At 64.5% G+C, this 20,734-nt stretch carries 15 protein-coding genes; 13 read left to right on the top strand and 2 right to left on the bottom strand.

The window, feature by feature from the left end; translation table 11 throughout:
- From DKT77_RS10775 to DKT77_RS10740, 8 genes are all read left to right on the top strand, one after another.
- Nucleotides 1-1,098, top strand: a complete 1,098-nt coding sequence (locus DKT77_RS10775) for an ABC transporter ATP-binding protein (RefSeq protein ID WP_109811703.1) — start codon at nt 1-3, stop codon at nt 1,096-1,098.
- Nucleotides 1,091-2,086: an ABC transporter ATP-binding protein gene (locus tag DKT77_RS10770; protein ID WP_109811702.1), complete on the top strand. Its 996-nt coding sequence runs from the start codon at nt 1,091-1,093 to the stop codon at nt 2,084-2,086. Before DKT77_RS10775 ends, DKT77_RS10770 begins: the two co-directional genes overlap by 8 nt.
- Nucleotides 2,087-2,115: 29 nt before the next feature.
- Nucleotides 2,116-3,738 (top strand): dihydroxyacetone kinase subunit DhaK, encoded by a 1,623-nt coding sequence (locus DKT77_RS10765; RefSeq protein WP_109811701.1) that lies wholly within the window; start codon nt 2,116-2,118, stop codon nt 3,736-3,738.
- Between the two features lie 83 nt (nt 3,739-3,821).
- On the top strand, nt 3,822-5,777 hold the full coding sequence (locus tag DKT77_RS10760) for a polysaccharide biosynthesis protein (RefSeq protein ID WP_109811700.1): 1,956 nt from the start codon (nt 3,822-3,824) through the stop codon (nt 5,775-5,777).
- Nucleotides 5,778-5,883: 106 nt separating this feature from the next.
- Nucleotides 5,884-8,031, top strand: coding sequence for a GumC family protein (locus tag DKT77_RS10755; protein WP_238547811.1), 2,148 nt, complete (start codon nt 5,884-5,886; stop codon nt 8,029-8,031).
- Between the two features lie 32 nt (nt 8,032-8,063).
- Nucleotides 8,064-8,834 carry a metallophosphoesterase family protein gene (locus DKT77_RS10750; RefSeq protein ID WP_109811699.1) on the top strand — a complete coding sequence of 257 codons (771 nt, stop codon included), beginning with the start codon at nt 8,064-8,066 and terminating at the stop codon, nt 8,832-8,834.
- A 31-nt stretch (nt 8,835-8,865) separates the two neighbouring features.
- A complete protein-coding gene (locus DKT77_RS10745) occupies nt 8,866-10,950 on the top strand; it encodes a YjbH domain-containing protein (RefSeq protein WP_238547810.1) in 2,085 nt (694 codons plus the stop codon).
- Nucleotides 10,947-11,588 (top strand): YjbF family lipoprotein, encoded by a 642-nt coding sequence (locus tag DKT77_RS10740; RefSeq protein WP_109811697.1) that lies wholly within the window; start codon nt 10,947-10,949, stop codon nt 11,586-11,588. Before DKT77_RS10745 ends, DKT77_RS10740 begins: the two co-directional genes overlap by 4 nt.
- Before the next feature lie 59 nt (nt 11,589-11,647).
- On the opposite strand, the gene DKT77_RS20970 is transcribed toward DKT77_RS10740, so the two are convergent.
- Nucleotides 11,648-12,181: a hypothetical protein gene (locus DKT77_RS20970; RefSeq protein ID WP_238547820.1), complete on the bottom strand. Its 534-nt coding sequence runs from the start codon at nt 12,179-12,181 to the stop codon at nt 11,648-11,650.
- Between DKT77_RS20970 and DKT77_RS10730 the strand changes: the two genes are divergently transcribed.
- The 4 genes from DKT77_RS10730 to pedF all read left to right on the top strand — a co-directional run bounded on the left by DKT77_RS10730 (nt 12,174) and on the right by pedF (nt 17,252).
- Nucleotides 12,174-12,812, top strand: coding sequence for a response regulator (locus DKT77_RS10730; RefSeq protein ID WP_338016077.1), 639 nt, complete (start codon nt 12,174-12,176; stop codon nt 12,810-12,812). The genes DKT77_RS20970 and DKT77_RS10730 overlap by 8 nt on opposite strands.
- Before the next feature lie 39 nt (nt 12,813-12,851).
- On the top strand, nt 12,852-14,036 hold the full coding sequence (locus DKT77_RS10725) for an FIST N-terminal domain-containing protein (RefSeq protein WP_109811694.1): 1,185 nt from the start codon (nt 12,852-12,854) through the stop codon (nt 14,034-14,036).
- Between the two features lie 4 nt (nt 14,037-14,040).
- Nucleotides 14,041-16,281 (top strand): hybrid sensor histidine kinase/response regulator, encoded by a 2,241-nt coding sequence (locus DKT77_RS10720; protein WP_109811693.1) that lies wholly within the window; start codon nt 14,041-14,043, stop codon nt 16,279-16,281.
- 278 nt (nt 16,282-16,559) lie between these two features.
- Nucleotides 16,560-17,252: a cytochrome c-550 PedF gene (gene pedF, locus DKT77_RS10715; RefSeq protein WP_238547809.1), complete on the top strand. Its 693-nt coding sequence runs from the start codon at nt 16,560-16,562 to the stop codon at nt 17,250-17,252.
- Nucleotides 17,253-17,296: 44 nt separating this feature from the next.
- Here pedF and DKT77_RS10710 read toward each other — a convergent pair whose 3' ends face one another.
- On the bottom strand, nt 17,297-19,156 hold the full coding sequence (locus tag DKT77_RS10710) for a sigma 54-interacting transcriptional regulator (protein ID WP_109811692.1): 1,860 nt from the start codon (nt 19,154-19,156) through the stop codon (nt 17,297-17,299).
- 203 nt (nt 19,157-19,359) lie between these two features.
- Between DKT77_RS10710 and DKT77_RS10705 the strand changes: the two genes are divergently transcribed.
- A complete protein-coding gene (locus DKT77_RS10705) occupies nt 19,360-20,733 on the top strand; it encodes a CmpA/NrtA family ABC transporter substrate-binding protein (RefSeq protein ID WP_109811691.1) in 1,374 nt (457 codons plus the stop codon).
- The last annotated feature ends 1 nt before the right edge of the window (nt 20,734 follow it).

Here is a 20,734-nt window from a genome sequence, read left to right as displayed (position 1 = left end):
ATGGCCCGTATTGAAATCAAGAACTTGCGCAAGGATTTCGGGGATTTCAACGCCGTGAAATCCTCCAGCTTCGTGATCGAGGACGGCGAATTCTTCATGCTGCTCGGCCCGTCCGGCTGCGGCAAGACGACGACGCTGCGGATGATCGCGGGGCTGGAACTGCCCAGCTCGGGCGAGATCCTGATCGACGGCGAGGAGGTCGGGCAGCGCCCCGCCAGCCAGCGCGATATTGCCTTCGTTTTCCAGATGTTCGCCCTCTATCCCCATTTGAATGTCCGGCGCAACATTGCCTATCCGCTGGTCTCGCAGGGGCTGCCGAAGGCGCAGGTCGCCGCCAAGGTGGCCGAGGTCGCGCGCATCCTCGGGATTGAGGATATCCTCAACCGTCCGGTCGGCGGGTTATCCGGCGGCGACCGCCAACGCGTCGCGCTCGGGCGGGCCATCGTGCGGGAACCAAAGGCTTTTCTGATGGACGAACCGCTGGGCGCTCTGGATGCCGAGTTCCGCGAACGCATGGCCGAGGAACTGCGCGCGCTGCATGACCGGATGGGGGCGACCACCGTCTACGTGACCCATGACCAGCTTGAGGCGATGCAAATGGGCGACAAGATCGTCGTCATGAATCATGGGGTCGTCGAACAGTTCGGTGTCCCGCAAGACATCTACGACTGGCCCGCCACGCTGTTCGTCGCGGATTTCATCGGCTCTCCGGCAATGAACGTGCTGCGTTTCGACGGGGTTGTGCAGCCCGGCGACACCCAGGTCACGATGGACGGGATCGCCTTTGACATGCCCCGTCTGCGGGCGGGGGCGAAGGGCGCGCTTGCGCTTGGCGTCCGGCCCGAACATGTCGCGCTGGATGACGGGGCGCCCTATCGCGGCACGGTGCAAGCCGTTGAATACCTAGGAACAACACAGATCGTGACGCTGGACACCCCGCACGGCGAGGTCAAGGCGCGGGTGCCCTCGGACCGGGCGGTTACACCGGGCACGACCACCGGCCTTGGGTTCAATTCCCGCACGCTGAGCCTGTTTGACACCGACTCGGGACGCGCGCTGCTGTCCGATGCCAACGCGGAGGTGCTGGCCCATGGCTGAGGTCGTTCTGACCGGGATCACCAAGCGTTTCGGACGCGATACGGCGCTTTCGGACGTCTCTCTCACCGTGCCGGACGGAGCGTTCGTCGTGCTGCTCGGTCCCACCGGAGCGGGCAAGACCACGACGCTGCGGCTGATCGCAGGACTCGAGACGCCCGATGCGGGCGACATCACCATCGGCGGGGAGTCCGTGCTGGGCCTGACCCCGGCGCAGCGCGACGTGGCGATGGTGTTCCAGCAATACTCGCTTTATCCGCACATGACCGTGCGCGACAACCTTGCCTTTCCGCTGCGCTCGCCGATCCTGCGCACGCCCGAGCACGAGATTACGGGCAAGATCAACGAGGTGGCCGAGGTCCTGCACATTGCGCACAAGCTGAACAACAAGGCCACCGCCCTTTCGGGCGGCGAGATGCAGCGCGTGTCCATCGGCCGTGCGCTGGTGCGCGCGCCACAATTGTTCTTGATGGACGAACCGCTGTCTTCGCTCGATGCGAAGCTGCGCGCCGACCTGCGGATCGAGTTGAAGCGGATCCATTCGGCCCTTGGTGCGACGCTCCTCTACGTCACGCACGATCAGATCGAAGCGATGACGATGGCGTCGCATGTGGGTGTGCTGGACCATGGGCGGCTGGCGCAGTTCGGCCCGCCGCGGGAAATCTACGAAAACCCGGTCAGCCTGACTGTGGCCGGTCGGCTTGGTCTGCCGCGGATCAACGCGCTGCCCGCGGACCTGTTTCCCGGCGCGCCCGCCGGGGCGGCGACCATCGGGCTGAGGCCCGAGCATATCGCGCAGGGTGAAGGGCAGACGGCGCAGATCACGCGGGTGGAACATCTTGGCGACCAGACCCGCCTGCATCTGTCGCTGCATGGCCATGACATCATCACACTGACCGACCCGCATACCGACCTGCGCGGCGGGCAGTCCATCGCCATCGCCCCGCGCAAGCCCTTGTATTTCGACGCCTCCGGCGTCCGCCTCGCCTGAAAATCCGCCTATCCCGAAAGGACGTGACCATGACCCAGTTCATCAATGCGCGCGACGCCGTCGTGACCGATGCCCTTGACGGGCTGCTGCGCGGCTCGGGCGGGCGTCTGGCCCGGCTGGACGGCTATCCGCACATCAAGGTCGTGCACCGCACCGATTGGGACGCCAGCCGCGTCGCGCTGGTGTCGGGCGGCGGGTCGGGACATGAGCCCGCCCATGCCGGCTTCGTCGGGCAGGGGATGCTGACCGCCGCGGTTTGTGGCGACGTGTTCGCCAGCCCATCGGTCGATGCGGTGCTGGCCGGCATCCTCGCGGTTACGGGGCCGGCGGGCTGCCTTCTGATCGTGAAGAACTACACCGGCGATCGGCTAAATTTCGGGTTGGCGGCGGAACGGGCGCGCGCCTTCGGGCTAAAGGTCGCTATGGTGATCGTTGACGACGACATCGCGCTGCCGGACCTGCCGCAACCGCGCGGCGTGGCGGGCACGCTGTTCGTGCACAAGATCGCCGGGGCGCTGGCCGAAGACGGGGCCGATCTTGAAACCGTGGCCGCCGCAGCGCAGTCGGTCATCGACGGCGTGGTTTCGATCGGCATGTCGCTGTCAACCTGCACAGTTCCCGGTGCCCCGCGCGAGGACCGCATTCCGGCTGGCAAGGCGGAACTGGGTCTCGGCATCCATGGCGAGGCCGGAGTGGAGCAGGTCGATTTCGAAGGCGCGCGAGACGCGATGGCGATGGTAACGGCGCGGCTGGCGACCCATGCGGGGGACGGTCCGCACGTGGCGCTGCTGAACAACCTCGGTGGGGCAACGCCGCTGGAGATGTCGATCCTGGCAGATCATCTGCTGGTGTCCGACCTTGCAGGGCGGATCGAATGCCTTGTCGGTCCGGCCCCGCTGATGACCTCGCTCGACATGCAGGGCTTCTCGGTCTCGCTGCTGCCGCTGAACGACAGCGTGCGCGCCGGGCTGGCCGCGCCGGTGGGACCTTTAGCCTGGCCGGGCTGCAACGCGGTAGGCGGGGTCGACATTCGGCCGCTGCCCGACGGGCTGGTGCCGATCCGGCCGATGCCGTCGCCCCACGCCGAACGGCGGGCCTATCTCGCCGAGTGCTGCGCGCTGTTCATCGGGGTCGAGTCCGAGTTGAACCTGCTTGATGCGAAATCGGGCGATGGCGACACCGGATCGACGCTGGCTACGGCCGCCCGTGCGCTGGACGGCGCGCTGGACCGCCTGCCGCTGTCTGACCTGACACAGCTCTACCGGGCAATCGGCCTCGAGTTGAGCCAGACCATGGGCGGCTCGTCGGGCGTGCTGCTGGCGATCTTCTTCACCGCCGCCGGGGACGCGTCGGCCAGCGGTCTCGGCCCGGTGGCGGCGCTGCGCGCGGGCCTCGACCGCGTGATGCAGGTGGGCGGCGCGGGGCCGGGCGATCGGACCATGATCGACGCGCTACTGCCCGCGCTGGACGCGCTTCCGTTGGGGATCGCGCCCGCGGCCGTGGCTGCTCGCGAGGGCGCGGACCGGACGGCGGGCATCGTGCGGGCCAAGGCGGGGCGCGCAAGCTATGTCGGTGAGGACAAGCTGGCAGGGCACAACGATCCCGGCGCCGAAGCTGTCGCCCGCTTGTTCGAGATGCTTGCCATGCGATAGGGGGGCATCTGCGCGCCGCGACCCACTTCTGGACTCACGTCTTTGTGGATGCTACCTGCAAGTATTGCGTGCGGGTGGTTTTAATGGAAATCAAAGACATCAATAGCTGGGCGCAGTCTGTTCTGGTCTGGCTGCTGGATCTTCCGAGGGGTCAGAAAAGGGCCATTCAGGTCGTCGCCGACCTTGTGACCCTGTCGCTTTGTTTCCTGCTGGCGCTGGTGTTGCGGCTGGAAAGCCTTGGTGCCGCGCTGCGGCCCGACCCTTGGGTCGTCTTCTTCGTCACGCTGCCGGTGACTATCGGGGTCTTTGTCCGGGTCGGGTTCTATCGGGCAGTCGTGCGCTACATCAGCGCACGGGCGTTCCGGGTGATCGCGATCGGCGTGCTGGCCTCGGCGGTTACGATGTTTGCGATAAGCCAGATTTCCGGGCTGTGGCTGCCTCGCTCCGTGCCGTTGATCTACGCGCTTGTGGCGCTGATCGCCGTTGGAGCGATACGTTTCGTGATGCGTGCAATCTACCGCACCCGCATCGGTGGCCCGCTTCCCAACGTGCTGATCTATGGCGCGGGGGCATCCGGTCGGCAACTTTTCCACTCTCTGCACCACAGCCACGAATACCGTCCTGTAGGTTTCGTGGACGACAACCCGGCGCTGCGAGGCGCTGTTATCGGTGGCTTGTCGGTCCATGCGCCCGACCGCATCGGCGAGTTGATCGAAGAGCGCGAGGTGGAAGTCGTCCTGCTGGCCATGCCGAGTGTGTCGCGGGCCCGCCGCGCCGCCATCATCGAATTTCTCGAACCGTTTCCGGTGCGGGTGCAGACCGTCCCGGGGATGGTCGATCTGATTTCCGGCTCGGCTGCAGTGGATGAAATCCGCGCCGTTTCGATCGAGGATATCCTTGGCAGGGATCCTGTCGCGCCGCGCCTCGATCTGATGCAAGCCCATATCAGGGGCCGCACGGTCTTCGTGTCCGGTGCCGGTGGGTCTATCGGCAGCGAACTGTGCCGCCAGATCGTTCGGAACGGTCCGGCACGGTTGATCCTTTTCGAACTGAGCGAGTATGCCCTGTACCGCGTGGACCAGGAACTGCGCGCGACCCCGGAAGCGGGTCAGGTGGAGATCATACCCCTGATAGGATCGGTGCAGGATGGCGCGCGCGCCGAGTGGCTGATGAAGCATTTCGGAGTGGACACGGTGTTCCATGCCGCTGCCTACAAACATGTGCCGTTGGTCGAACAGAACATGATCGAAGGCGTCCGCAACAACGTCTTCGGCACCTTGGCGCTGGCCGAGGCGGCGTCGCGGGCGGGCGTCGGGTCTTTCACCCTGATTTCGACCGACAAGGCCGTTCGGCCGACGAACGTGATGGGCGCGTCCAAGCGGATGGCCGAGCTTGTCTGCCAGGCGCTGGGGCGAGAGGACAACGCAACCCTGTTTTCCATGGTTCGGTTCGGCAACGTACTGGGCTCTTCGGGGTCGGTCATCCCGCTTTTTTCCGAACAGATCGAGCGGGGCGGGCCGGTTACGGTGACGCATCCCGACATCACGCGCTACTTCATGACGATCCCGGAAGCGGCGCAACTTGTGATTCAGGCCAGCGCGCTGGCGCGGGGCGGTGACGTGTTCCTGCTCGACATGGGAGAGCCGGTGCGAATCGCCGACCTCGCTGCGCGGATGATCCGCCTTGCCGGGCGCAAGCCTGTATTTGACCCGCAGGACGCATCTGAACCCGACGCCGGCAAGGTCGAGATCCGGTTCACGCAGCTTCGGCCGGGGGAGAAGCTCTATGAAGAGTTGTTCATCGGTACTGATACCAGTGGGACATCGCACCCACGCATCCTGACTTCGCTGGAAACTAGCCTGTCGCGACGTGACCTTGCACTGCATCTCGATGCGATCAAGTCGGCCTGCACGGATAACGATCTTGCCCGTCTCAGGCGGGCATTGGCCGAAGCGCCGACACTCTATACACCGGGCAGCAAGATCGTAGACGAAACCGGCTTGGACGACAGTGCCGTGCAGACCATTCAGGTGGCGTGATGCCCTGGTGTCGGGGGTTTGACAATTGCACTGGTCCCTTTCCCGGAATAGGGGACACACACGCCCGGAACGGGTATGACGGAACGAGACAGCAGGAAGCGCCGGTTTGAACCAGACTCGCACGATCCATTCGATCCATGCACTGCCCGGGCCCAGCGATGAAAATCGCGCTCCGGCGCGCAAAGCCGTCGACTCGGGTGACGAGATCAACCTGCTCGGGCTTCTGTTCACGCTTTGGAATGGCAAGTGGCTGATCGCGTTGTGCCTGGCGCTCGCCGTGGCCGGATCGGTGACGTACCTGAAGTATGTCGCAACACCGATGTTCCAGGCCACCGCAACGGTCGTGCTGGAAAACCGGCAGGAACAGGTTGTCGACCTGCAGAACGTGATGTCGGGCTTGTCCGGCGACCAGGCGACTGTGAACACCGAGGTTGAGGTGATCCGGTCCCGTGGCCTTGCGCGTAAGCTTGTGTCTGAACTGTCGCTTCTGGAAGACCCTGAGTTCAACCGCACGCTGCGCACACCCTCGCCGTTTTCGCCATCGGCGATCATCGCGTTCCTCACGGGCGGCGACGCAAAGCCGACTGCGGCGGCGATCTTGAACAAGACGGTCGAAAACGTGCTGAAGGCAACGTCTGTATCCAACGCGCGGCAGACTTACGTGTTCAGCATCACGATGGAGACGACATCGCCCGAGAAGTCGGCGCTTATGGCCAATACGCTGGCCGAAGTCTACATCGCGGACCAGCTCGCGGTAAAATACGCCGCCACGGATACCGCTGTCGAATGGCTCGCCAACCGGGTCAGCGAGTTGAAGATCGAGGTGGAAGAGGCCGAGCAGGCGGCCAAGAACTTCAATGCCTCGACAGACCTGATCAGCCCGGAAGCATTGGAACTGCTCAACAGGCAGGTCAAGGATCTGCGTGGCCGGATCGACGAGGCTGGCAACAACTTCAGGTCGGCCCAGACGGCACTGGTGAGTCTGACCACCGCGCGCGACAGCGGTGATATGCCGTTCATGGCTCAGGTGGCCGAGGATCCGGCGCTGGATCGGATCATGGTTTCCGAAGCCGACAACGCGCCCGAGGCATTCTTCGCCAGGTTCGACCAGATCGTCGCACGGGTCGAACAGGAACGCGACCGCGCGGGTGCGCAGCTCGCGGCACTGGAAAGTTCATACGAGAACCTGAATGCCCGCATCGAGGCGCAGTCCGACGATCTTGTGCAATTGCAACAGTTGCGCCGCGAAGCCGAAGCGACCGGGACGATCTACACCTATTTCCTCAACCGCCTGAAGGAGACCGAGGTTCAGCGCGGCATCCAGCAGCCCGACAGCCGGATGTTGTCCGAAGCGGTCATCCCTCAGTCCAAATCGGCGCCGCGTTCCTCGATGGTGCTGGCGCTTGGCATGATCCTGGGCCTTGGCGTCGGCGTCACAGTCGTGCTGGGCCGCGAGGCGCTGCAGAACACCTTCCGGTCAGCCGAAGAACTGGCGGACCATACCGGCGCGCGGGTGCTTGGCACGATCCCGCGCATCCCGGTGCGCAAGCGCGGGCAGATGCTGTCCTACATCGTCAACAAACCAACCTCCAGCGCGGCGGAGTCGATCCGCAACCTGCGCACCTCGCTGATGCTGTCAAATGTCGATCACCCGCCGCAGGTGATCCTGTCGACCTCCTCCATCCCGAGCGAAGGCAAGACCACGCTGTCCATCCTCATGGCGCAGAACCTGGCGTCGCTGGGCAAAAAGGTGCTGCTGATCGAAGGGGATATGCGCCGCCGCGTGTTTTCCAGCTATTTCGACATGCCGGCCCATGTCGGTCTTGTCGGCGTTCTGACCGGTTCCGTTCCGTTGGAAGAGGCAGTTGGCCACGACAAGACACTTGGTATCGACATCCTGCCCAGCGAACAGCCGAACGCCAACGCGGCCGATCTTTATTCCTCCGACCGTTTCGGAGAAATGCTGGCCGAAATGCGGCAGGAATACGACATCATCATACTCGATACGCCGCCCGTCCTCGTTGTGCCCGATGCGCGGGTCGCGGCGCGGCACGTGGATGCCGTCGTCTTTTCAGTGCGCTGGGATTCGACCCACAAACAGCAGGTCAGCGCGGCGATCGACATGTTCACCACGGTGGGTGTGAAGGTCACCGGGCTTGTTCTGTCGCAGGTGGACCCCAAAGGGCTGAAGCGTTACGGCTATGGCCAGTACGGGGGATACGGCGGCAACTACGGTGGGTACTACCAGAACTGACCGCAGCGGCGCCGAGCGAACGAAAGCCATCCATGCCTTTGAACTTCATCAAGCGCCTTGCCGGCAAGTCCAGATCCGCGCCAGCCGCACCCGCGTTCGATGCCCCGCTTGCCCCGGATGATCCGCTCCACGCGATCGGGGACATTCACGGGCGCGCCGATCTGCTTGACCGGCTTCTTGAAAAGCTCGTGGCCGACGGGACCGAACGGATGGTGTTCCTTGGCGATTACGTCGATCGCGGCGAGCAGAGCCGGGATGTGCTGACCAGCCTTGCGCGGCTTTGCGACGCGCGCCCGGACGACGTGACCTGCCTGCTGGGCAACCACGAACAGATGATGCTCGACTTTCTCGATAAACCGGAAGACGGCGCCGCGCGCTGGCTGCGCAACGGGGGATTGCAGACGTTGGCCAGCTTCGGCATCGGCAACATCACCGAAGCGCCGACACCCGAACAGGCGGAAGTGGCGGCCGATGCCCTGCGGAAATCGCTGGGCGCCGAACTGGACGCATGGCTGCGCGCATTGCCGCGGCAGGCAGCCAGCGGCAATGTGCATTTCGTCCATGCTGCTGCCGACCCTGCGCTTCCGATGTCGGCACAGGACCCACGGCACCTGATATGGGGGCACCCGGCATTTTTCGCCACGCCGCGCACGGACGGCAACTGGATCGTGCATGGACACACCGTGGTGGATCAGGCCGGAGCGGAAAACGGTCGCATCGCGGTGGACACCGGCGCATGGTTCACTGGCCGTCTGACGGCCGCGCGGATCGCACCGGGGGCGCTTGACTTTGTGTCCTGCTGATCGGCCGAGTACGATGCTTCCACGGGCATTTTTGATCCGCCTTGCCGCGGTAGCAGCAGCTGCGACTTGCGCCGGGGCGACGCTGGCCCAGGCGCCGGAGCCAAGCCCGAGCTATTCGCTTTACGGCACGCCCGGGCTGATCGACATGCCCACAGCGCAAAGCGCACCGGACGCCGAACTCGCCACCAGCTTCGGCGGATTTTCGGGGGATGTACGCACTGCGCTCACGTTCCAGATCACACCGCGCCTGTCGGGCACGTTCCGCTATGCCGGGTTCGACGGCAGGACCTATTCCGGTTTGCCGAGCGAGCCTGCGGACCTCATCTTCGATCGCAGCTTCGATCTGCGCTATCGCTTCGTAGATGAAACTTCGGTGCGCCCGGCGCTGGCGATCGGTCTCCAGGACCTTGCCGGGACCGGCAAGCTCAGCAGCGAATACATCGTCGCGACGAAGCAGCTGACCCGTGTTCTCGACGTGACGGCTGGCATCGGTTGGGGGCGACTTGGCACCTACGGCCGCATCGGCAGCACCGGCTCGCGCAGTGAAGACGTTGCCGGCCAGGGTGGTGTGCCCAGCGTTGAGCAGTGGTTTCGCGGGGACTACGCCGCGTTCGGCGGCATCGGGCTGAACCTTGGTGGAAACCTGAGGCTTGAGGCAGAGTATTCGTCGGACGATTACGAGGACGGGCAGGTCGGCGGGCAGATCGACCGTCGGACGCCGTGGAACTTCGGGCTCGACTACCGCTTCGGCAATTCCGGCCAGATTTCTGTCTACTCGCTGTTCGGCACGGAGCTTGGGGCGCAGGTGACCTTCCTGCTTAACCCGAAGACGGCGCCCGTGCCCGGCGGGCGCGAGGAAGCCCCTCTGCCGGTATTGCGTCGCGCTCCCGCTACTGTCAGCGATACATCCTGGGTCGTGGCACCCGAGCCCGGGATCGAGACAGCGCTTCGGGAGCATCTCGCGCGGGACGGGCTGACTTTCGAAGGGTTGTCTCTCGGCCCGACCAAGGCAACCATCCGGATCGAGAACCCGCGCTTTCCGCTATCGCCGCAGGCGATAGGTCGCACGGCACGGAGTATGGCGCGGACGCTTCCCGGGTCGGTGGAACTGTTCGAGATCATCCCGGTGCGCAACGGGCTGGCGCTGTCGAAGGTCACGCTGCGCCGGTCGGATGTCGAGGACTTCGAATTCCGCGAGGCAGAGGCGATGCGCCGCCGGGTCGCCTTGACCGACGCAGCAGACGCGGCGCGCCCGATCGACCCGGACCGTTATCCACGCTTTTCATGGGGGATCACCCCATATGTTCAGACCGGCTTTTTCGATCCCGATATTCCGGTCCGGGTCGAAGTCGGGGTACGCGCCTCCGCCGCGTTCCGGCCGACCTACAACACGAAGCTGTCGGGTGCCGTGACGAAGCGCGTCGTGGGCAATCTCGATGATACCAAGATCGACAATTCCGGTGGGCTTTATCCCGTTCGGACCAACTTTCCCTTGTATCTTACCGAAGGCGATCCGGGGATCGAGAACTTGGTCTTCGCGGCCTTCGGGCGGCCTGCGCGCGATCTCTATAGCCGCATCAGCGTGGGGTATCTCGAGAGCATGTATGGCGGCGTGTCGGGCGAATTGCTTTGGAAACCCGTGGACAGCCGACTGGGTCTCGGGGTCGAGCTGAACCACGCAGTGCAGCGCGATTTCGACCGCCGCTTCGGTTTTCAGGACTATGACGTGACCACGGGACACGTATCGGCCTACTACGAATTCGGGTCGGGCTACCTGGGTCAGGTCGACGCCGGCCGCTATCTTGCTGGCGACGTGGGCGCGACCTTCTCGCTTGACCGGACCTTCGCCAACGGGTGGCGCGTGGGGGCATTCGCAACCTTCACAGACGCATCCGCTGACGATTTCGGTGAAGGCAGCTTCGACAAGGGGATTGAGGTGGTGATCCCGACCAGTTGGATCCTCGGCACGTCGCGAAAGGCGGACGTTCGGCTTGACCTGCAGCCGATCCAGCGCAACGGCGGAGCGCGGTTGCGCGTGCCGGATCGGCTCTATCCGCAGGTCAGCGACTATCACCGGGCAGAGTTCGACCGCGGGTTTGGAAGGTTCTGGCGATGAGGCATTCGGGCATCCTCGCGGCCTTGGTGGCCGCCTGCACGCTGGCCGCCTGCGGGAACAGCGACGAGGCTGCAGACCGGCGCGCCACATTCCAGGCCGGACTTGCCGCGCTGAACAGGGAAGAGCCGGACGGATCGGTGATCGCGGCGGAGCGCGCCTATATTCCTGTCGCCCTGCAAAACACCGATGCGCCGCTGGTTCTTGTGGAACAGCCCAAATTCGACCTTGCTGCGTTTTTTGCGCTGGCTGCCGTGAACGGGCCGGTGGCGAGTTATGGCTCGTCCGCGCAGGCGACGATCAGCCTGAACGGACCTGTCCTCGTGGCGACGCGGGCTTTTGGAAACGACCTCATGTCATCGGATGTCGGACCGCTGCCTGACCTGCTTGCCGCGCGCGAACCCGGGCAGTACCGGCGCCAGTTGCGCTATCTCGACAGCGAGGAGCAGGTGAGCAGCTTTACCGTGGACTGCGACCTGAGGCCCGATCCAGACCGCGCGCAGACCTTCACAGAGTATTGCGGTTCCGCTGGCATGGAGTTCCGCAACAGCTATGTCTTCGGGCGCGATGGTCGGGTCGAAACTTCAGTGCAATGGCACGGCCCCGAGAACGGATACCTGACCGTCAGACGGTTGCGCTGAACACGAAAAAACCACCCGCGCGATGGCGCAGGTGGTTTAGATAAGTTGCCAAGTCCGGCTTACTGGGTGCTCGTCGCTGTCGCTGTCGACGAGGTGTTGCTATCATTGTTTCCGCCGACGGCAACCGCGGACGTCAGAGCCGCCACGCCGAAGATGCCAAGACCGACGGACCCGGCGCCAAGGCCGCCCAGACCCGCGGCGCCCGCGCCGCCCAGACCTGCGCCACCACCACCGGCTCCGGCTGCACCACCGGTATTGATAGCTGCACCGCCGCCGCTTGCGCCGGCATCTTGTGCGAATCCTGTTCCGGCGGATGCCAGCATTGCCGCAGTGGCTACGATCAGAAGTTTGTTCATGGTGCTTACCCCATCCGGTTGGGAAATCAAATCCAGTCTAATATCTCGCACAGAATCCGCCGCGCTCCAAGTGGTATTGTTCAAGTTGTAGAAATCTATCCGGAAGATACGACCATAGCCGCATTTGGAGGTCGCCGAACCGCGTGCTAGCGTCGCAGTCAACGAGGAGGCGAGGTTGAACATGGAAGTCCAGACGCGCGCGACGCCGCTTGCCCAGGTGCAGACGGCCATGATCATCGACGACCACCCGCTGTTTTGCGATGCCCTGTCGATCGTGTTGAAGATGGTCGCGGGGGTGGATACGGTCGAAACCGCCGAAACGCTGGCGCAAGCGCTGGATCACCTCGATGCCGGCGGGGCACCTGACATCGTGCTGCTGGACCTGAACCTGCCGGACGTCAACGGGCTTGACGGTTTGATGCGGCTGCGTGCCAAGGCACCGCGCCTGCCCATCGTGGTCGTGTCCTCAATGTCGGACAATCGCATGATCAGCGCGACATTGCAGGCCGGTGCGGCTGGCTTTGTGCCCAAGCACAGCCAGCGGGACGTGTTCCAGCGGGCGTTCCGCGCGATCGAGGCCGGCAATGTCTATACGCCCGACGGCTACATAGAACCGGGTGCGCAGGGCGCGGAGCCGGACGACGCTGTGTCCCGGCTGTCGTCCTTGACGAACCAGCAGGCGCGTATCCTGCGTCTGATCTGCGACGGCAAGTTGAACAAGCAGATTGCCTTCGACCTGTCGATCGCGGAAACAACGGTGAAGGCCCATGTGACCGCGATCATGCGGAAACTGGGTGTTCAAAGTCGGACACAGGCCGTGCTAATCGCGCAACAGGCGAAATACGCGCATCTGCTGCCCGACGCTTGAAAGGGGCCGCGCCGGGGGAGGCGCGGAGCGGAGGACGAGATGGAAAGCAGCCCTGTGCTGCCTGCGGCCGATCTGGCACGAGCGGCCGGCGGGATTGTCCGCCGTGCAGCCGTGCGCGCAGATGATCCCGACGCGCTGGAAGGCCTGGCCCGCGACCTTGGTTCGGGGCTGGCGCATGTCTGCATGTTCATCGACGCCAATGCCGATTTCGACGCAATCGCGGCAAAGGCCAGCAAGGTGTTCGCCCCCGCGCGCGTCGTTGCCTGCACCACCGCGGGCGAAATCAGCGATGCGGGCTACACCGATGGCGACATTGTCGCGGTCGGTTTTCCCGCAGATCATTTCACCTCGGCCACGCTGCTGATCACCGATCTCGACCGGCTGGATGGCCGCGAGGTGATCGGAGAGGTGATCCGCACCCGCATGGCGCTGGACGCGCGGGCGCCGCAGTTTCCCCATGCTTTCGCCTTCGTGGTTGTGGACGGACTGTCGCGCTGCGAGGACCAACTGATGTCCTGCCTTGCATCCGGCCTTTCGACGCTGCCGGTCTTTGGCGGCTCTGCCGGCGACGGGGTCCGCTTCGACCGCACACGGGTGGCGCTGGACGGGGTCAGCCACCCGAACGCAGCGGTGGTGAGTTTCCTGCGCACCTCGTGCCCGGTGCGGGTGTTCAGCCTCAACCACCTCGAGCCGGGCACCGAACGCATGGTTGTGACAAAGGCGAACCCATCGCAGCGCATGGTTCAGGAGATCAACGCCCGCCCGGCCGCGCGGGAATACGCCCGCATCCTCGGCAAGAATCCGGATTACCTGAGCCAGTTCACCTTCGCCGCGCATCCGCTGGTCGTGCGAGTGGGCGGGCAGCATCATGTCCGCGCGATACAGCGCGTGACCGAGGACGGTGCGCTGATCTTCTTCTCGGCCATCGACGAGGGGATCGTGCTGACGCTTGCCAAGGTCGGGGATATCGGCGGCCATCTGAAGGATGCGATGGCGGATCTTGCGGCGGATGGCCCGCTTGACATGATCCTTGCCTGTGACTGCATCCTGAGACGGATCGAAGCAACTCAGAAACAGGCGGTACGCGGCATGTCCGAAACGCTGATGGAACACAAGGTGATCGGGTTCAACACCTATGGCGAACAGGTCGGAGCCAAGCACGTGAACCAGACCATGACCGGCGTGGCGATCTATGCCCCCGCCATTGTGCCGGACCCGGACTGATCCAGTGACATCGAACCTGATCGACCCGCGCGAGCCGCTGGAGGAACAGCACGCCCGCCTTTTGGTCATCACCGAGGCGCTGATGCGCCGGGTGGAACAGGAAATGGACGAGGTTGGCGCGGCCTATGCCCAGTTCGAACGCGCGGTCGTGCTGGAAGACCAGGTCCAGCAGCGCACCGCCGAGTTGGAACATGCGCTCAACCTGCTGAACCACTCCAACGCGCAGCTTGCGCAGGCCAGCCGCGACGCGGATGCCGCGCGCGCCGACCTTTCCAACGCCATCGAGGCTGTGAGAGAAGGCTTCGCGCTGTTCAACGGCGACGATGTGCTGGTAATGTGCAACAGCCGCTTCGGTCAGCAGATTCGGGACGTGCAGCCGCAACTCGAACCGGGCCTGCATTTCCGCGAATACGTTGTGCTGGTCAGCCGATCGCGGTTTCTGGCGCTTCCGCGCGGCACGTCGCCCGAGGTCTGGGCTGCCAAGCGGCTGCAGCGCCATTCCGACACCCATGTCATGTTCAACGTCGAATTGAAGGACGATCACTGGCTTCAGGTCAGCGAGCACCGCACCCCCGGCGGCGGCACGGTTATCCTGCAGACAGACATCACCGACGTTATCCGCATCGGCCGCGAGGAGCGCGACAAACTGCTGGACGAGCAGGCCCGCATGATCCGCGCCACGCTTGAGCATCTGAACCAGGGCGTCGCGATCTTCGACCGGGGGGCGCGGCTGGTAGGCTGGAACCGGCGCTTCGTCGATCTTCTGGCCCTGTCGCCGATCCGGATGCATATCGGCGTGCGCTTCGACCGGATCGCGCAGGATTTCCGCGAACGGTTTTCGGTGTCGCAGGACAGCTTCCTGCGCACGCTCGAACACTGGCGTGGTGACGTGGTGCAGCAGACCCCGCTGTCGTTCGAATTGCAGGGCGCGAACCGCCAGACCCTCGACACGTTCGCGCGGCAGATGCCCGATGGCGGTTTCGTGATTTCCGTGACGAACGTGACCGCCGAACGCGAGGCGACGCGCGCGCTGTCCATCGCCAACGAAACTCTGGAAGCGCGAGTCACGGAGCGCACGCTGGAACTGGAAGACGCGCTTGATGCGGCGGAGCGGGCCAATGCCTCCAAGTCGCGCTTCGTGGCCGCGGCAAGCCATGACCTTCTGCAACCGCTGTCGGCGGCGAAGCTGTATCTTGCCTCGGCCACGGACGGCGACGCGAACCCGCTTCTGGTCAAGGCGGGCCGCGCGCTGGAGAGCGTCGAGCTTATCATCGATGCCCTGCTCGACATCTCGAAGCTGGACAGCGGGTCGGCACAGTTCGACTTCCGGGACGTGGCACTGAACGAGGTTCTGCTGCCCCTGCGCGACGAACTGGCGCCGCTGGCCGCGTCCAAGGGTCTGGACCTGCGGGTCGTGCCCAGCCGCCTGTCGGTCCGGTCCGACCCGTCCTACCTGCGGCGCATCCTGCAGAACCTGATGGGCAACGCGCTGCGCTACACCGAACGGGGTAAGGTGCTGGTTGGCGTCCGACGGATGCGCGATGCCGTGCGGCTGGAGGTCTGGGACACGGGCATCGGGATCCGGGAAGAGGATCAGGAACTGATCTTTCAGGAATTCCAGCGCCTCGATGCCTCGGCCAGCGCCAACGAAGGGCTTGGCCTCGGGCTGGCCATCGTGGAAAGGGCTTGCGCCCGGCTGGGGCACCCGCTGGGACTGTGGAGTCAGCCGGGCCGTGGCAGTGGGTTTTTCGTGAACCTGCCGATCGCCAACCGTCCGGGCCGGGCCGCCGACCCGATGGTGCCGCAGGTCGCGGCGGGCTGGCGGCTGAAGAACCGGGGTATGATCGTGCTGCTGGTGGAGGATGACAACGACTTGCGCCGGGCGATCACCGTGCTGCTGGGCAAATGGGATGTCAGCGTGCTTGATGCCGCGTCTGCTGACGAGGCGATCGATCTGCTGGACGAGATCGAGATCACGCCCGATGCCGTCCTGGTCGACTACCAGCTTGAGGGCAGCATGGACGGGGTGGCGCTCGCACAGGCGCTGTTCGAACGGCACGGGCCGTTGCCGACCTGCATCCTCTCCGCCAACCGGTCGTCCGAATTCCGCGCCCGATGCGGCGATGCGGGTCTGCCGCTGATCGCAAAGCCTATCGACGCGGGAAAGCTGGAACGCTTCCTGCTGAGTGCGCTGCCGGGGGAGGTGGATGCCGAAGCCCGACCCAGGTTCTTTTCGTTCGACTGATCCCCGCGTGCCGGATCTGCGACCAAGGTCTGCCCTGCTCTTGGCGGGCCGGTTACGCGTGCGCCCGGGCGCTCGGGGAGGGGCGCCGCGCGCGGGGCGAGTCTGCAAGCCACTTCGATATTGCGTAGGTATAGCATGGGCTTGATGGCGCTTGGGACGCTGCGGTGCCTGCGGTGCCGCAGCGCGGCGCGCTGCGATGCAGCACCCCACGATGGTCCTATGGCGGGACCGGACGGAACCGGCGATGCTGCGGAAAATCAACTCCGGAGGAGACCGCAATGACCCACCAGCCGCGCCTGCCCGCCCTCTCCATGACCGCCCTTGCCCTTGTCCTGGCCGCGGGCTCCGCCCTTGCACACGGTGATGTTGCGCCGCAGCCGGTTGACACCGCCGGTCTGCCCGAGGTCGGCGAAGACTGGCTGACGGAAAACCCCTATCGCGCCGATGCCGCGGGCGAGGAAACCTGGCTGCGCGCCATCCAGATCGGCGCATCGGGCTATACGCAGAACTGCGCGCGGTGCCACGGGCTCGAGGTGATCTCGGGCGGGCTCGCGCCCGATCTGCGCTATCTCGAGGCGTCCGAATACGATGACGAATGGTTCGTGGAACGCTTCCGCCTCGGCTATACGCAGGGTGGTATCACGAAGATGCCCGCCTTCGAGGAAGTGCTGAACCAGGAAGCCGCGTGGGCCATCCGCACCTACATTGAAACCCGGCCTGACGATCTTGCGATCGGCGAGGTGTCGGACGAACTGAAAGCGATGCGCGATGCGCTGCTGGACGCCGACGGCGATGATGAGGCCGCGATGGTGGACCGCCTGATGGACATCGCAAGCACTATCGAAACCCTGTCGGGCGCGCCCGTCGCCGACAGCATCGCCCTGCGCGCTGCCCGCGTGCTGGAGGCGGACCCGACCGCTCACAAGAAGGCCGCCGAGATACTCACGGTCGGCCTGTCCGCTGCGCAGTAACCGCAGGGCACGGCGCCCGGATCGAAGGCACGCGGGGCGGGGGGTCAGCGCCAGTCGCCCTCCGTCAGCCCGTAGGTCTTGATCCGGGAATAAAGCGTGGTCGGCCGGATGCCGAGCAGGGCCGCCGCGCCGTTCGGGCCCGCCACCCGCCCGCCCGTCTCTCGTAGGCAGGCGATCAGGTTCAGGACTTTGAGTTGCTCGATCTCGGCCTCGGTCATTACGGCTGCGGCGGGGCGCGGTTCCGGCGATGGACGGCCTTGAAGTTCCACGATCAGCTTGCCTTCGGTCGACACGATGGCCCCGCGTTCAATCACATTGGCCAGTTCCCGCACATTGCCCGGCCAGGGGTATCGCGTCAGTGTCTGCATCGTACCTTCCGTGATGACCGGCGTGCGCCGGTTCAGCCGTTTGCAGGCCAGGCGCAGCAGGTGCATCGCCAGCGGCGGAATGTCCTCCGGCCGGTCGCGCAGCGGTGTGCAGTGGATCGGGAACACGTTCAGGTAGAAGAAAAGGTCTTCGCGGAAGCGCCCAGCCGCGACCTCGCGGTCCAGATCGCGGCTGGTCGAAGCGATGACCCGCAGGTCGATCTGCCGCGCGCGGGTGTCGCCAAGTCGCCGCACCTCGCCGGCCTGAAGTGCGCTGAGCAACTGGCCCTGCATTTCCATCGGCAGTTCGGTCACGTCGTCAAGATGGAGCGTGCCGCCATGCGCCAGTTCCAGCTTTCCCGGCGCATCGCGCAGCGCGCCGGGAAAGGCGCCGCGCATGTGACCGAAGAATTCGCTTTCCAGCGTATCCGACGACACCGCGCCGCATTTGACATGGATCAGCGGGCGGCGGCGGCGGTCGCTGTCCTTGTGTATGGCCGACGCGACCAGAGCCTTGCCGGTGCCGGGCTCGCCGGTGATCAGGACGTTGGCGGTGGTGCGCGACACCATCTCGATCCGGGCAAGCACTTGCCGTGTCGCGGGCGAAGTGCCGATTATGTCGTGATGCGCCCGTTCCGAGATGATCGCCTCCTGGAGATAGGCGTTTTCCTGTTCCAGCCGGTCGCGCAAGGCCGCGACTTCGTCCAGCGCCTCGCGCAGCAGGCGTTCGTTTTCCTTGCGTTCGGTGATGTCGCGGAAGATCACCACGGCGCCAGCCAGCACCTGCTGGTCGTATATCGGGGTAGAGACATATTCGACGCGGATCGGGCGACCGTCCTTGCGCCAGAACACCTCGTCCTCGATCCGATTGACCTGTTCGAAGCGGAAGGACTGGTAGATCGGGCAGTCGTGAGACGGATAGAATTCGCCGTTCAGGTGGTGATGGTGTATCTTGGAATGGATATCGGTGCCCAGAAGGTCGTCGGCGGTCCAGCCTAGCATCTCCTGCGCGGCGCGGTTCACGAAGGTCGTCTTGCCATCGGCGTTCACGCCATAGATGCCTTCGCCTGCCGCGTTCAGGATCAATTGGTTACGGCGTTCCAGTTCCGAAAAGAAGGCCTGCGCGCGGTGCCATTCGAACAGGCCTGCGCGCTGCATTTCGGCGGCCTGGGCGATCTCGGCCCGCAGGTTCATCTCGTGCAGGTCGATAAGTGTGAGCAGCAGGCGGGCGCCTTCGGTGTGTTCCAGAAACTTCCCGCGCAGTTCCACATCAAGCGCGGTGCCGTCGGCCGCCAGCATCTTGACCCGCCGTGTCCATGCCGTGCCGCGGTGGGCGACTTCGTCGGCGAAGACGACCATCTGCGCCGGCCCGTCCGCCAGGTGGCGCGAGAAGCGCGCGCCCTGCGCCGGATCGAGCCCCAGAAGTTCCGCAGCCTGCGGGTTCGTGGCCAGAACCGTATCGCTCGCCGGATCGAGGATCAGCGTCGGGGCCAGTGACATCAGGTCCAGGGAATCGTCCCGGTCGGGGGTGTCTCGCATGGCGCTATGAGCGCATGGCGGGCTGCCTTGGGCAATACGAAAAAACGTAACTTACGAAAAATAGTAATATGCCGACTGCGACATTCCGTGTTTTATAAATTATTAACATATACTTGATGGCATCACGGCTTTTCGTGCTTTGCGCTTCTCCCGTCGTGCTGACCGGCCGAAACTGATAGAGATCAATTTCAGTGGGGTAAGCGATGACCATCAAAAGCCTTGGAAACCCGTTTTCCGAAAAGACCGACCTGCGCCACGGCGCCGACTGCGGCTGCCATGCCTGCACTGCACCCGCGGGCACCGATCCGGCCCGCATGAGCCGCGAGGACATGCTGGACCGGGCCGTCGAAAGTGCGATCGTGCGGTCGGTCTTCGGCCAAAGCGATATCGGGCGCCGTTCGTTCATGGGGATGCTGGGGGGCAGCACAGTGGCCGCTGCGCTGGCGTCGGTTTTCCCGCTCGACAAGGCCAAGGCCGCTATCCTCGATGATCTGGGTCCGCCCGAGAAGACCGACCTGAACATCGGTTTCGTGCCGATAACCTGCGCCACTCCGATCATCATGGCGCAGCCGATGGGCTTCTACGAACGCTACGGTCTGAACGCGCAGGTCATCAAGACCGCCGGCTGGGCCGTGGCGCGCGACAAGTCGCTGTCGGGTGAATACGACGCCTCCCACATGCTGACGCCAATGCCGCTGGCGATGACGCTGGGCGCGGGGTCGGTTGCGCAGCCTTACATCATGCCAGCGGTCGAGAATATCAACGGGCAGGCCATCGTCCTGAGCAACGAGCATCTCGACAAGCGCGACCCGACACAGTGGAAGGGCTTCACCTTCGGCGTTCCGTTCGAATACTCCATGCACAACTTCCTGCTGCGCTACTATGTGGCGGAATTCGGGCTGGACCCGGATGTGGACATCCAGATCCGTGTCGTCCCGCCGCCCGAGATGGTCGCCAATCTGCGCGCCGGAAATCTCGACGGTTACCTGTCGCCGGACCCGTTCAACCAGCGCGCGGTCTGGGAGGGCATCGGCTTCATCCACATCCTGACCAAGGAAATCTGGGAAGGCCATCCGTGCTGCGCCTTCGCGGCGCCGCTGTCCTTCGCGCAGGAGTTGCCCAACACCTATGGCGCACTGCTGAAGTCGATCATCGACGCGACGCAATACGCGTCGAATCCGGAAAACCGCAAGGAAATCTCGGCTGCAATCGCGCCCACGAACTACCTGAACCAGCCGGTCCCGGTGATCGAACAGGTACTGACCGGCACCTATGCCGACGGTCTGGGCGAGGTAAAGCAAGTGCCGGACCGCATCGATTTCGACCCGTTCCCGTGGCATTCGATGGGTGTATGGATCCTGACCCAGATGAAGCGCTGGGGCTACATCGAAGAGCACGTGGATTACCGCGCCGTGGCCGAGCAGGTTTATCTGGCCGCCGACGCCAAGAAGGTGATGGAGGAACTGGGCTACGACGCGCCCGATGTCACCTACAAGACGCACACGATCATGGGCAAGACCTTCGATCCGGCGGAACCGGAGGCCTATGTTTCCAGCTTCGCGATCGGCAAGGGGTAAC

This window comes from Meridianimarinicoccus roseus (genome assembly GCF_003172915.1).
Taxonomy (GTDB): Bacteria; Pseudomonadota; Alphaproteobacteria; order Rhodobacterales; family Rhodobacteraceae; genus Meridianimarinicoccus; species Meridianimarinicoccus roseus.
Note: the sequence above shows the minus strand (reverse complement) of the source record. Positions and strands in the feature narration are given on the sequence as shown.

Coding starts and splice junctions, on each gene's coding strand:
- DKT77_RS10750 (WP_109811699.1), top strand. CDS start 8,064: ATGCCTTTGAACTTCATCAAGCGCCTTGCCGGCAAGTCCAGATCCGCG.
- DKT77_RS20970 (WP_238547820.1), bottom strand. CDS start 12,181: ATGATCATGGCCGTCTGCACCTGGGCAAGCGGCGTCGCGCGCGTCTGG.
- DKT77_RS10770 (WP_109811702.1), top strand. CDS start 1,091: ATGGCTGAGGTCGTTCTGACCGGGATCACCAAGCGTTTCGGACGCGAT.
- DKT77_RS10775 (WP_109811703.1), top strand. CDS start 1: ATGGCCCGTATTGAAATCAAGAACTTGCGCAAGGATTTCGGGGATTTC.
- DKT77_RS10705 (WP_109811691.1), top strand. CDS start 19,360: ATGACCATCAAAAGCCTTGGAAACCCGTTTTCCGAAAAGACCGACCTG.
- DKT77_RS10710 (WP_109811692.1), bottom strand. CDS start 19,156: ATGCGAGACACCCCCGACCGGGACGATTCCCTGGACCTGATGTCACTG.
- DKT77_RS10740 (WP_109811697.1), top strand. CDS start 10,947: ATGAGGCATTCGGGCATCCTCGCGGCCTTGGTGGCCGCCTGCACGCTG.
- DKT77_RS10760 (WP_109811700.1), top strand. CDS start 3,822: ATGGAAATCAAAGACATCAATAGCTGGGCGCAGTCTGTTCTGGTCTGG.
- DKT77_RS10730 (WP_338016077.1), top strand. CDS start 12,174: ATGATCATCGACGACCACCCGCTGTTTTGCGATGCCCTGTCGATCGTG.
- DKT77_RS10725 (WP_109811694.1), top strand. CDS start 12,852: ATGGAAAGCAGCCCTGTGCTGCCTGCGGCCGATCTGGCACGAGCGGCC.
- DKT77_RS10765 (WP_109811701.1), top strand. CDS start 2,116: ATGACCCAGTTCATCAATGCGCGCGACGCCGTCGTGACCGATGCCCTT.
- pedF (WP_238547809.1), top strand. CDS start 16,560: ATGACCCACCAGCCGCGCCTGCCCGCCCTCTCCATGACCGCCCTTGCC.